Source organism: Rheinheimera sp. EpRS3 (assembly GCF_001513785.1).
Classification (GTDB): Bacteria; Pseudomonadota; Gammaproteobacteria; order Enterobacterales; family Alteromonadaceae; genus Alishewanella.
Genome location: NZ_LNQS01000001.1, coordinates 513026 through 525251 on the forward strand (window position 1 = coordinate 513026; position 12226 = coordinate 525251).

A 12226-nucleotide genomic window follows, 5' to 3' on the forward strand; every position below is an offset into this window, starting at 1 on the left:
TCTGGCCGATAAAGCCTAAGATGACAATTTTCAGGCGCATATTATGATTAAAACACTATGGCTGGTGCTGGCCGTTCTGATGCTGCAAACGCCGTTAACCCAGGCGCAGGAACTTGAAGCCGTACAGTTATATTCTCAGGATGAACTGTTGGCATTGATCCGCACCAATAGCCATCTTAAGCGCGTGCGGGCCGATGAATGCCAACTGGTTCGTGATATAGAAGCCCGGGCGGATATTATGCAGTTGCCAGCGTATCAGTTTCTGTATGGCGATATGCTGGCTTATGCGGTTTGCGTGCCACGCAATGTGGAGCGTGGCTGGGATCTGATGTTACAAGCTGCAGGGCAAGGCTTACCTGAGGGTTTAGAACAAGTAGGCCGTTATTATCATATTGGCCGCTTTGTGCAGCCCGATACCGATAAAGCAATCATTTATTTGCGTGAAGCCTCGGCACTGGGTAATTTAAAAGCGCAGTTACGTTTGGCGCAAATACTGACAGAAGGCCATGGCAGCCCGGTAGATTTTGAACAAAGTTACCGTTGGTTGCATAATGCGGTAACGGCAGATGCCGGTACACATAAACAAATACAACAGTTGCTTGGCAAGCTGAGCCAAAAAATGCCCGCACGGGTAGTGGCCAATGCCAAACGGCCGGTAAAATGAAGTTCATACTCATAACCCGGTTTAGCTGTTACACTTAACACAATTTAGGCAACAAAAGATAACTTAATGACGGTAAATGATCCGCATCTTGCGCGTGAGCAGGAAAAATACGACAACCCTATCCCCAGCCGTGAATTTATTCTCGAGCATATCGAAAAACGCCAGAGCCCCGCTTATTTTGAAGAATTAGTTGCAGAGCTGGGCTTAACCGATGACGATGCTATTTTCGCGCTGAAAAAACGCCTGCGCGCCATGGAGCGTGATGGCCAGCTAATTTATACCAAAAATCGCCGCTATGGCCTGGTCGATAATATGGACCTGGTTAAAGGCACGGTATTGGGCCACCGCGAAGGGTTCGGCTTTTTAAAGCTGGAACAAGGCGGGCCAGACTGGTTTATTCCCAATTTTGAAATGCAGCGCTTGCTGCACGGCGACATTGTGCTGGCGACAGCGCAAAGCGTAAACAGTAAAGATAAAATTGAAGCCCGCGTAGTGCGGGTATTAGAGTCGCGCGCCGAGCCGATAGTGGGCCGCTATTATAAAGATTTCGCTTTAGGAGTGGTAGTGCCGGACGACCCGCGCATTACCCAGGATATTGTTATCCCCGACGGTGAGCAGGGCGCAGCCCGGCATGGTCAGGTGGTGTTGGTCGAGATAACCCAACGGCCGTCAAAACGTGTTAATGCGGTGGGTAAAGTAACTGAAGTACTGGGCGAGCATATGGCGCCCGGGATGGAAATTGAAATTGCTATTCGCAACCATCAAATTCCGCATGTGTTTTCTGATGCTGTACTAAAACAAGTGGCTAAATACGGCGAAGAAGTGCCGGAAGCAGCCAAGCAAGGCCGCGTCGATTTAACTAAATTAGGTTTGATCACCATTGATGGTGAAGATGCCCGTGACTTTGACGATGCCGTTTACGCTGAAGCCAAAGAAAACGGTGGTTGGCGTTTGTGGGTCGCCATAGCCGATGTCAGTGCTTACGTACTGCCTTACACGGTGCTGGATAACACGGCAATAGAGCGCGGCAATTCGGTGTATTTCCCCGATCACGTAGTGCCGATGTTGCCGGAGGCATTATCTAACGGCCTGTGTTCACTTAACCCGCATACTGACCGTTTATGTTTAGTCGCCGATATGCATATCAGCGCCAGCGGCAAACTCGATAGCTATCAGTTTTATGAAGCGGTAATGCACTCCAGTGCACGCTTAACCTATAACAAGGTGCATAAAATACTGCAGGGCGACCCTGAGCTGCGTCAGCAATATGCCGCCAACCTGACCAATATCGAAACGCTGAACAGCCTGTATAAAAAGCTGGCCAAAGTGCGCGGCCAACGCGGCGCTATAGAGTTTGAAACGGTTGAAACCCGCTTTGTGTTTAACAGCCACCGTAAAATTGAGCAAATTGTTCCGGTGCACCGGGTTGAATCGCATAAGATCATCGAAGAGTGCATGATCATGGCCAACGTGGCCGCCGCACGCTTTATTGAAAAACACGAAGCCCATACGCTGTTCCGTGTGCACGAACGGCCGGATGCCGACCGCTTTGATAACTTCCGTCGCTTCCTCGCAGAGCTTGGCATAGAAGCGAATTTATCGGCTGAACCGACACCGCTTGAGCTAACGCAAACGCTGGAAAAAATCGGCGACCGGCCAGACCGCGAACTGATCGAAACCACCATGCTGCGTTCAATGAAGCAAGCGGTGTATCAAGGCGATAACCAGGGCCACTTTGGTTTGGCGTTGGAGGCTTATGCCCACTTTACCTCGCCCATCCGGCGTTACCCGGATTTAGTGTTGCACCGCGGCATTAAAGCTTTACTGGCCAAACAAGGCCAGAAAGTCACTGGTGCCCGTGAATACACTGAAGCAGAAATTACGCCACTGGGCGAGCAGTGCTCAATGACTGAACGCCGTGCCGATGATGCCACGCGTGAAGTCGCCGACTGGTTAAAATGCGAATATATGCAGGATCATTTAGGCGCAGAGTTTGACGGCGTAGTATCTACGGTAACCAGCTTTGGCTTGTTCGTGCGTTTAACCGAGTTGTATATCGAAGGCCTGGTGCATGTAACCTCGCTGCAAAACGACTACTACCACTTTGATGCTGAGCGCCATACCCTAAGCGGTGAACATGGCAAAGTAACCTATCGCATGGGCGATTTGCTAAAAGTGAAAGTGGCTGCGGTTAACCTGGAAGCACGCAAGATTGATTTAGTCTTAGTCGGCGAGCCGACGCGTGTTGTCAGCAAAGAACAAATTAAAGCGTCAAAGCAAGGTGCAGCCAAAGGCGGCAAACGTGCTACCGGCAAGCCAACTGCTCCGGCAGCAAAAGGTGCAGAAGCTAAACCCAAAGGCGCGCGTAATATTACCGCACGCAAAAAGCCACGGCGTAAAGCTAAGTAAATAGCTTTGTCTAAATGAGAATCGGCTTGCCCTAAGCCAACCGTTGAAGGCATGGATGCCTGAGTCGAGCCTATAGGGACATATTCACGGCGTGTTGGCGTGGGCAAACCGGTTCGTTAATACAATAAATTCAGGTAAACTGCCGGCCTTTTTTAAGTGTCGGCATTAAGGGTTAACAATGAGCGCAGATCTGGTCTTTGGTATTCATGCGGTAGGAGCATTATTACAACGCGCACCGCAGGATGTGCTGGAGTTGTTTGTGATGAAAGATCGCGACGACAAGCGCATGCAGCCGTTAATCCAGCAGGCACGGCAAAACGGTGTGTCGGTGCAGTTTTGTAACCGCAAAACCATGGACGATATGGTTGGCGGCCAGCATCAGGGTATTATTGCTAAAGCCCGCTTACAAAGCAGTGGCAGCGAAGCCGATTTAGCCGCCATTGTTGAGCAGCAGGAAAAGCCATTTATTCTGATCCTGGATGGTGTAACCGACCCGCACAATTTAGGCGCTATTTTACGCAGCGCCGATGCGGCCGGTGTGCATGCTGTGGTGTCGCCAAAAGACCGTTCAGTAAAGCTCACCTCAGTAGTACGTAAAGTCGCCTGTGGTGCAGCAGAGAGCGTGCCTTTTATTACCGTAACCAACTTAGCCCGTACCTTGCGTGAACTGCAGGAAGCCGGTGTTTGGGTGGTAGGCACGGCCGGTGATACCGATACCAGTATTTATCAGGCTGATTTTAAAGGCCCGTTGGCGCTGGTACTGGGCGCCGAAGGCGAAGGCCTGCGCCGCTTAACCCGCGAAACCTGCGACAGCCTGGTAAAAATTCCGATGTTTGGCACTGTGTCTAGTCTTAACGTTTCGGTTGCTGCCGGTATCTGCTTATTTGAAGCCGTGCGCCAGCGCCAGTAAACTCCTCCCCCGATTGCTTTTGGGCGATAGCAAAGGTTAGGTGTTTCGATTGCGCAGCCACAGAGTGTCTGAGTGAGCGCGCAAGCAGCGAACGAGTTGCTGTGGCGAGCACAGCGAAATAGCTAGCCTTGCTTTGAAGTTGCCGGTAAAAGTGAGTGTTATGCTCGCCACAACGACACTTCGGGCAATCCTGCCCTCAGTGCGGCGGCTCAGCTAAGCTTACCAAATTCGTTCCCGACGAATTTGTCCGCCGCCTTCGCTTACGCGAAATGGGTTTGTGGCTGCGCTATCACTCGCTTTTACCTGCTTAATCTTTCAAATTGATTGCTTTCTGCTTGTTATTTACCCGCTAAGTCTGTAAAATACGCGACCTTCGGCCATACACCTAACGTTCCTTGCCTCCATGAGAACCCCGGCCGAGTTCCCCCGAGGCTTACTAACCGTAAGGAGCTACAATGCGTCATTACGAAATCGTTTTTATGGTTCACCCTGATCAGAGTGAACAAGTACCTGGCATGATTGAGCGTTACACTGGCGCAATCAAAGAAGCGGGTGGTTCTATTCACCGTCTGGAAGATTGGGGCCGTCGTCAACTGGCTTACCCAATCCAGAAGTTGCATAAAGCTCACTATGTTCTGATGAACGTAGAAGCACCACAAACTGTGATTGATGAGCTGGAAACTAACTTCCGCTACAACGACGCGGTATTACGTAACCTGATTATGCGCACTGACAGTGCCGTAGTTGAGCCATCACCAATGGCAAAAGTACGTGATGAACGTCGTGAGCGTGCTCCTCGCGAACATGAAGAGCAAGTAGCAAACGAAGAGTAAGTTGTTGTTAATGGACAATAGCACCGTACTGGTTGGCAGTATCTGCCGTCAACCGGAGTATAGCGAAAGTCCTGCGGGCATACCGCATACGGTTTTGGTGTTAGAACACCGCAGTAACCAGATGGAAGCCGGCTTAAACCGCCAAGCCTATGTCAGGATACAGGTAGTACTTACCGGAGCCGCACTAACACAACATACCCGACAGTTAACGTTGGGCAACATGGTAAAGGTGACAGGTTTTTTAAACCGCCACCAAAGCCGCAGCGGACAAGCTAAGCTGGTGCTGCATGCGCAACAAATTGAACAAATAAGTTAGGAGACAGGCAAATGTCACGTTTTTTCCGTCGCCGTAAATTCTGCCGTTTTTCTGCAGAAGGCACTGTAGAGATTGATTACAAAGATACCGTTGTTCTGAAAAACTACGTTACAGAAAGCGGTAAGATCGTACCTAGCCGTATTACTGGTACCAGCGCTAAGTATCAGCGCCAACTGGCTCGTGCTATCAAGCGCGCACGCTACCTGGCTCTGCTGCCTTACAGCGACTCACACAGTTAATACAGAAGGGGTATAAGCAATGCAAATTATTCTGTTAGACAAAGTCGCTAACCTTGGTGGTTTAGGTGACAATGTAGCTGTTAAGTCAGGTTATGCTCGTAACTTCTTATTCCCACAGGGTAAAGCAGTTCCGGCTACCAAGGCTAACATCGAGAAATTCGAAGCCCGTCGCGCTGAATTAGAAGCTAAATTAGCTGATGATTTAACAGCTGCAAACGACCGTGCTGCTAAAATTGCTGCGCTGGGTGAAGTGACTATCGCTTCTAAAGCCGGTGATGAAGGCAAGCTGTTCGGTTCAGTAGGCACCCGTGATATCGCTGATGCGATCACTGAAGCTGGCGTTAAAGTATCTAAAGCAGAAGTTAAACTGCCTACAGGTACTTTACGTGAAACTGGCGAGTACGAAATCGACGTACAGTTACACGCTGAAGTTACTGCAACTGTAAAAATTGTAGTAATCGCAGAAGCTTAATAAGCTTTAAAGCGCACTGTATCTGCAGTGCGCTTTTTCCTCTGTTTTCCCCGTTGTTGTTTATCCCGTTTGTTTAGTTAAGCCGATAAAAATATCTGACACTTCGCTTTGTGATCTGCCTGCGGCGGGTTAGCATTATGCTGTTTTCGCCAACTGAAACAGGTGTTATGAGTAGTATTAAAGACAAACAGGTTGCTGCGGTAAAAATGCCGCCCCATTCGATAGAAGCTGAGCAGTCGGTACTTGGCGGCTTAATGCTGGATAACGAAGCTTGGGACCGCGTTGCGGAAAAAGTTGTTGAACAGGATTTTTACCTGCGCGCGCACCGCTTTATTTTCGCTGCCATGTCGCGTCTGGCTGAAGCTACCCAGCCGATTGATATTATTACCGTATCGGAAGATTTAGAAGCCAACCTGCAGCTGGACGATGTCGGCGGTTTTGCTTATTTGGGTGAAATAGCCAAGAACACCCCCAGCGCGGCTAACATTCTGGCTTATGCCGAAATCGTGCGTGAGCGCGCCGTAGTGCGCGATATGATTTCGGTGGCACACGATATTGCCGACGCCGGTTACGACACTCAGGGGCGCACCTCAGCCGAGCTGCTGGACTTTGCTGAGACCAAAGTATTTAAAATTGCCGAACAGCGCACCAATGCCAATGAAGGCCCCGAGCCGATTAACAGCATACTGGCCAAAACCATTGAGAAAATTGACGAGCTGTTTCGCTCGCCGTATGACGGTGTTACCGGGGTATCTACCGGCTATGTCGATTTAGATAAAATGACCAATGGTATGCAGCCTTCAGACCTGATCATTGTTGCGGCGCGGCCATCGATGGGTAAAACCACCTTCGCGATGAACCTCTGCGAGCATGCGGCCATTACCTCGGATAAGCCGGTGTTGATTTTCAGCTTAGAGATGCCGTCTGAACAAATTATGATGCGTATGCTGGCGTCCTTAGGCCGCATTGACCAAACCAAGGTCCGTACCGGCCAGTTGGAAGATGAAGACTGGGCGAGGCTGTCTTCTGCCATTGAGCTTCTGAACACCAAAGGTAAAATGTATATCGACGACGGCTCGGGCTTAACGCCGACCGAGGTACGCTCGCGGGCGCGGCGGGTTGCGCGCGAACATGGCGGCTTAAGCATGATTATGGTCGACTACTTACAGCTAATGACCGTGCCTGGCATGAGTGATAACCGTACCTTAGAAATTGCCGAAATTTCGCGTTCACTTAAAGCATTGGCCAAAGAGCTGAAAGTACCGGTAGTGGCGCTGTCGCAGCTTAACCGGTCGTTGGAGCAGCGTGCCGATAAACGCCCGGTAAACTCCGACTTACGGGAGTCCGGCTCTATTGAGCAGGATGCCGATTTAATTATGTTTATCTACCGCGATGAAGTATATAACGACGACAGCCCTGATAAAGGTACAGCAGAAGTGATCATAGGTAAGCAGCGGAACGGCCCGATTGGCCGTGTGCGGCTAACCTTTCATGGCCGTTATTCGCGTTTTGATAACTACGCCGGTAGTGCGCGGTTCGAGGACGATTAATGCTTAGCCGCCGGCCTCAGGCCACCATCGACTTAGCTGCGCTTGAGCATAACTTCGCGTGCGTAAAGCAGCTGGCGCCAAACAGCAAAATACTGGCGGTGCTAAAAGCCAATGCTTATGGCCATGGTATGTTGCCAATAGCCCAGGCGTTAAAGCAGGCCGATGCTCTGGGCGTAGCGCGCCTCGATGAAGCTTTAGCACTGCGTGCCGGTGGTATCGCCAGGCCGATAGTGCTGTTGGAAGGTTTTTTTCACCCGGATGAACTGGCGCAAGTGGTTGCCTCTAACCTGCAACTGGTCATACACCATCGCGAGCAGGCACAAGCCTTATTGACAGCACAGCTGGATGCGCCGGTACGGGTGTGGTTAAAAGTTGATTCCGGGATGCACCGGCTGGGTATTTACCCACACGAATTTAACCAGTTGTATCAGAGCTTAAGCCAAAGCCGCAATGTGCAGGGGCCAATGCGGTTGATGAGTCATTTTGCCAGCTCAGATGAGTTGGATAAGCCTGCTACCGCTAATCAGCTGGCGTTATTTCAACAAATTACTCAGGGCAGTGCCGGTGAGCATTCGCTGGCAAACTCCGGCGCCGTATTAAACTGGCCACAAAGCCATGGTGACTGGGTGCGGCCCGGCTTAATGCTGTACGGTGTATCGCCCATGGCTGACGCTGTGGGCACTGATCACGGTTTAAAGCCAGTCATGACGCTCAGCAGCAGCGTTATCGCGGTACGCGAGGTAAACGCCGGTGATGCCGTAGGTTACGGCGGCAGCTGGATAGCGGCGCATAACACCCGCTTAGCGGTAGTGGCGATGGGCTATGGCGATGGTTACCCGCGCGCAGCCGGTAATAATGCTAATGTGCTGATTAACGGTAAGCGTTTGCCGATTGTTGGCCGGGTATCTATGGACATGATTACCGTTGATATCGGCGACGAAGCAGTGGCCGTTGGCGATAAAGTGATCCTTTGGGGTATCGACTTACCGGTAGAACAGCTCGCGCTTTGTGTTGACACTATTCCTTATGAACTGCTGTGCAATATCACCAGCCGCGTACAGTTTAGTTATACCTGCGGTACTTAAAGCTGCAACTTCAATTACTCTTGGTGCACGCAAACCGAATATCTTAAACAACAACGCCAGCATTAGCTGGCGTTATACAGTAAAGGATGGCAGGTTATTTATCAAAACTAACTTCGATATGCACTTTGCCAAAATCTGAGTCGAATGGCATTAATACCTTTGCACCTTCAGACTTATGCGAAATAGTGTGGTTTTTACCAGACACCACCACAGGGGTTGCCATGGTAAAGTCATAGCCTTTTTCACCTAAAATACGCTTGGCACCGCCGGTAACCATATTGGTTATTTCACCTACCATGTCGGTAACATCTTCTGTAATGCCTTTGGGTCGCTCGCCCAGCATGCGAAACATAATTTCCACCGCTAAGGATTCTTCAAAAGTAATAGAAAATGAGCCTTTGGTTTGCGGACTAACCATACCAATTAAGCCAGACACATCGCCACGGGCAACTTCGTCTTTTTTAATACGTGGTTGTCCGGGTGTAATGGTGGTATTGGCCATAGTGCTTAGCACATTGACTAAAGACGATAAAAACGGATTTATAAATTCAACATTCATGTCAATGCCTATCAGAAAACAGAACTAAAGCGAAAGCTTGTTTAAGATTAGAAACCTTTTTGTAAATGCACAAGCCAGATCCTTGATATAGATAAGTTTTATTGTTTGGCTTTACATATTTTGCACAAACCATGGGCTTCAATGGTCTGGTGTTTGATAACAAACCCCTGAGATACCGCCTGACGGTTAAACTCGTCTTGCAGTAAACTGGAATGCAGCTCAGTGACATTACCACATTGATCGCAAATTAGCAGCTGTGCAGGATGATGCTGGCCGAAATGATGGCACAGCATAAACGCATTACTGGATTCAATTTTATGAATAAAGCCCTGCTCGGTAAGAAACTCTATTGCCCGGTACACTGTAGCGGGCTTTGCGCTGGGCTCAGTTTGTTTTAACTGCTCAAGCAGTTCATAGGCGCCAATGCCGCCGTTAAGGCCGGCTAGCAGGCGAAACACTTTTTCGCGGATAGATGTAAAGCGGGCACCATTTTGTTCGCAAATTGTGCGCGCCCGGTTAACCAGAGTTTCCGTCGACATTTTCAGCTCCTGTCAGCAGTTGCTGGCAGTGTACCATAACAAAGCTTAACTGCCACGCACTGCCATGCAGTGCAACAGAATGAAAATGTAGTTGTTTATAACCGGTTTATTTGCTCTTTTAACTGGTAACTTTTGTCTGTAACAATGCTTTCCAGTGTGGCTATACGTTGCTTCAATTTTTCTTGCTCGGCTCTGAGTTGATCCAATTCTGCGCTACCCGCTTTGCCTTTATTATCGTGATATACCTTAAAGGCTGATAATCCTATACCGCCAATAATGGCCAGTGCCGCTATTTCGAAAGGTCCCATTGTATGCTCCTGTTATTCTCTGTAATAGTTTAATGGCATTGTGTGCAAATCAGATGCCAACTAATAATATGTATATATATCAGTTGGATGTGCTGGTAATCTAATTGATAACAATGGTAAGCACACAAAAGTTTAGCCAATTTCACCATAATATAGTGGTAAACTCCGCCACCAATCTAGCAATTAATTGTAAAGCATTATGACTGATGAAGACTGGATGCGCCGTGCTATTGTGCTGGCAGCTAACGCCGAGCAGCAGGGTGAAGTGCCGGTTGGCGCTGTGCTGGTTAAAGACGGTAACATGATTGCCGAAGGCTGGAACCAGATGATCAGCCTCAATGACCCATCAGCCCATGCTGAGATGCAGGCAATACGCGCAGCATCGGCCGTTATGGCTAACTACCGCCTGCCGGACTGCACCTTGTATGTAACGTTGGAACCATGCAGCATGTGCGCGGGGGTAATGGTGCATAGCCGGATTAAGCGGTTGGTGTTTGGCGCGACAGATTTAAAAACCGGTGCGGCGGGCTCGGTGCTTAATTTAGTGCAACATGGCCGGTTTAATCATCAACTGGAAGTGGTGTCCGGGGTGTTGGCAACAGAATGTGCCACACAGTTATCGGCGTTTTTTCAACGCCGCAGGCAGGAGCACAAAGCAGCTAAACAACTTCGTTTGCCTGATTAAAAAAGCTCAGATAATGGCGTCGGCGCTGATGCAGTTTTGCTACAGCAATATTGCGTTTAATACGGCGCCTGCTGGAGGCTACATCAACCAGGCGCCTGCGCCTGGCTCTGACCTGAGGTTTTTTGCGTTTTAACATAACTAACACTTATTTGGGTTTAATATGCATACTATGGATGCGTATTGGCCCGGTTTCAATAGTCGCTTTAATTGTTGTCCTGAGGTGGCTCTGGCAATATTTCTATACTCAGCTGCTCGGTTAAACGCTGTTTTTGTTGCTCTAGCCGTTGCTCTGCCTGCTGGCGCTCATCTACCCACAACAAGGTGTCGTAATAGCGGCGGATATTTTCGACGTACGTTACTGCTTCATCACCGCGGGCATAACCATATTTAGTGGTTTGATAGACATTTTTTTGCCGCAGCAACGGCAGGCGCTGTTTTACATCCAGCCATTTATCCGGATCGGCGCCCTGGCGCTGGGTAATAATGCGCGCATCTTCAACATGGCCCCAACCGACATTATAAGACGCCAGCGCAAACCAGAGCCGGTCAGGCATGGTAATACGCTCTGGTATCCGGGTAACCATCCGATGCAGATAACGGCTGCCTCCCAGTATGCTTTGTTCAGGATCAAGCCGGCTGGTCACACCCATCTGCTGCGCTGTGGGTAAGGTTAGCATCATTAAGCCGCGCACACCGGTCGGGCTTTTTGCTTTCGGGTCCCAGTGCGATTCCTGATAACTGAGCGCTGCCAGTAAGCGCCAGTCAAGTTCACCGGCATATTGCATAAACCAGGCTTTAAACTTCGGCAATTGTTGCTCTATTGCGTCGATATACACCAGCGTATCGACGTAATCGAACAGCTGTACATGGCCAAAATAGCGGTCTTCCAGTGCAATAAGTTCGCCGCCCTGATACATAGCACCAAAGAACTCAATTAACACGGCATAGAGTGAATCATCGCTGTTATCTGCCAGTAGCCAGCTAACCGGTAAATTGTCGCGCACAGTAAAGGCAATACTGAGATTGGGGTAAAAGCGCCGGTTCAGTGCCAGTTGGTTTGAGTCGGTCAGGGTGTAAGCAATATTGCCGTCAACCACCTGCTGTAAAATCTCGTCGGCATCCAGTGTCGGGTGTTGTAGCCATTGTAAATCCGGTTTATCCAGGCTTAGCTGTTGCAGTGTTTCGGCATGGCTGCTGTCTTTTACTACTACGACAGTGTCGGTCAGGTCGTCCAGCGAGCGGGGCCAGGTATTGCCTTGTTTAAATACTAATACTTCATTTATCCAGCGATAAGCCGGTGATGAGCGATACTTGCCTTTGCGCAGTTCTGTTAGGGTCAGGCCACCGGCAATATAGTCAACCTGGCCGCTTTGTAGCTTTTGCAGCAATTCGTCCAGTTGGTAGCTGGGAAATAACTCCAGTTTCACACCAAGTTTATCAGCCAGTGCCTGGCTTAGTTCCAGCTCGAAACCGGTTGGGCCGTCAATACCAACATAATAGCTGGTAGGGCCGTGCAAAATGCCAACTTTTAAGCTATCACGCTGATATATCTGGTAAAGCTGGCTTTGTGATGGCTCGGGGCTGCACCCTGCTAAACACAGTAACAACAGCAACCAGGCCTGTCTTTTCCACATCTTTGCTAACCTGCAATGTCACG

The 12226-nt window shown here is 49.5% G+C and carries 14 protein-coding genes; 10 read left to right on the forward strand and 4 right to left on the reverse strand.

Annotation, left to right across the window (positions count from 1 at the left end):
• Nucleotides 1–43: 43 nt before the first annotated feature.
• The 9 genes from AR688_RS02285 to alr all read left to right on the forward strand — a co-directional run bounded on the left by AR688_RS02285 (nucleotide 44) and on the right by alr (nucleotide 8478).
• A complete protein-coding gene (locus AR688_RS02285; protein ID WP_068228515.1) occupies nucleotides 44–664 on the forward strand; it encodes a tetratricopeptide repeat protein in 621 nt (206 codons plus the stop codon).
• A 66-nt stretch (nucleotides 665–730) separates the two neighbouring features.
• On the forward strand, nucleotides 731–3073 hold the full coding sequence (rnr, locus tag AR688_RS02290; RefSeq protein WP_068228517.1) for a ribonuclease R: 2343 nt from the start codon (nucleotides 731–733) through the stop codon (nucleotides 3071–3073).
• Nucleotides 3074–3251: 178 nt separating this feature from the next.
• On the forward strand, nucleotides 3252–3983 hold the full coding sequence (gene rlmB / locus AR688_RS02295; RefSeq protein ID WP_068228519.1) for a 23S rRNA (guanosine(2251)-2'-O)-methyltransferase RlmB: 732 nt from the start codon (nucleotides 3252–3254) through the stop codon (nucleotides 3981–3983).
• 455 nt (nucleotides 3984–4438) lie between these two features.
• Nucleotides 4439–4816 carry a 30S ribosomal protein S6 gene (rpsF, locus tag AR688_RS02300; RefSeq protein WP_027672333.1) on the forward strand — a complete coding sequence of 126 codons (378 nt, stop codon included), beginning with the start codon at nucleotides 4439–4441 and terminating at the stop codon, nucleotides 4814–4816.
• A gap of 10 nt (nucleotides 4817–4826) precedes the next feature.
• Nucleotides 4827–5132 (forward strand): primosomal replication protein N, encoded by a 306-nt coding sequence (gene priB / locus AR688_RS02305; RefSeq protein WP_068228524.1) that lies wholly within the window; start codon nucleotides 4827–4829, stop codon nucleotides 5130–5132.
• A gap of 11 nt (nucleotides 5133–5143) precedes the next feature.
• Nucleotides 5144–5371: a 30S ribosomal protein S18 gene (rpsR, locus tag AR688_RS02310; RefSeq protein WP_068228526.1), complete on the forward strand. Its 228-nt coding sequence runs from the start codon at nucleotides 5144–5146 to the stop codon at nucleotides 5369–5371.
• A 19-nt stretch (nucleotides 5372–5390) separates the two neighbouring features.
• Nucleotides 5391–5843 (forward strand): 50S ribosomal protein L9, encoded by a 453-nt coding sequence (rplI, locus tag AR688_RS02315; RefSeq protein ID WP_068228531.1) that lies wholly within the window; start codon nucleotides 5391–5393, stop codon nucleotides 5841–5843.
• Nucleotides 5844–6010: 167 nt separating this feature from the next.
• Complete coding sequence (gene dnaB / locus AR688_RS02320; protein ID WP_068231071.1) at nucleotides 6011–7393, forward strand: replicative DNA helicase; 1383 nt, start codon at nucleotides 6011–6013, stop codon at nucleotides 7391–7393.
• Entirely contained in the window at nucleotides 7393–8478 is a 1086-nt protein-coding gene (gene alr, locus AR688_RS02325; protein WP_068228534.1) for an alanine racemase, read from the forward strand. The genes dnaB and alr overlap by 1 nt, the downstream gene beginning before the upstream one ends.
• Before the next feature lie 94 nt (nucleotides 8479–8572).
• Here alr and AR688_RS02330 read toward each other — a convergent pair whose 3' ends face one another.
• The 3 genes from AR688_RS02330 to AR688_RS02340 form a co-directional block, all read right to left on the reverse strand.
• The gene (locus AR688_RS02330; protein WP_068228539.1) at nucleotides 8573–9037 is read right to left on the reverse strand and encodes a chemotaxis protein CheX; all 465 of its coding nucleotides are present in this window, start codon (nucleotides 9035–9037) and stop codon (nucleotides 8573–8575) included.
• 98 nt (nucleotides 9038–9135) lie between these two features.
• A complete protein-coding gene (locus AR688_RS02335; RefSeq protein WP_068228541.1) occupies nucleotides 9136–9576 on the reverse strand; it encodes a transcriptional repressor in 441 nt (146 codons plus the stop codon).
• 95 nt (nucleotides 9577–9671) lie between these two features.
• Nucleotides 9672–9884 (reverse strand): hypothetical protein, encoded by a 213-nt coding sequence (locus AR688_RS02340; RefSeq protein WP_068228545.1) that lies wholly within the window; start codon nucleotides 9882–9884, stop codon nucleotides 9672–9674.
• A gap of 199 nt (nucleotides 9885–10083) precedes the next feature.
• Here AR688_RS02340 and tadA point away from each other — a divergent pair, with 199 nt between their 5' ends.
• On the forward strand, nucleotides 10084–10569 hold the full coding sequence (gene tadA / locus AR688_RS02345) for a tRNA adenosine(34) deaminase TadA (protein ID WP_068228548.1): 486 nt from the start codon (nucleotides 10084–10086) through the stop codon (nucleotides 10567–10569).
• Between the two features lie 203 nt (nucleotides 10570–10772).
• On the opposite strand, the gene mltF is transcribed toward tadA, so the two are convergent.
• The gene (gene mltF / locus AR688_RS02350; RefSeq protein ID WP_068228553.1) at nucleotides 10773–12203 is read right to left on the reverse strand and encodes a membrane-bound lytic murein transglycosylase MltF; all 1431 of its coding nucleotides are present in this window, start codon (nucleotides 12201–12203) and stop codon (nucleotides 10773–10775) included.
• Between the last annotated feature and the right edge of the window lie 23 nt (nucleotides 12204–12226).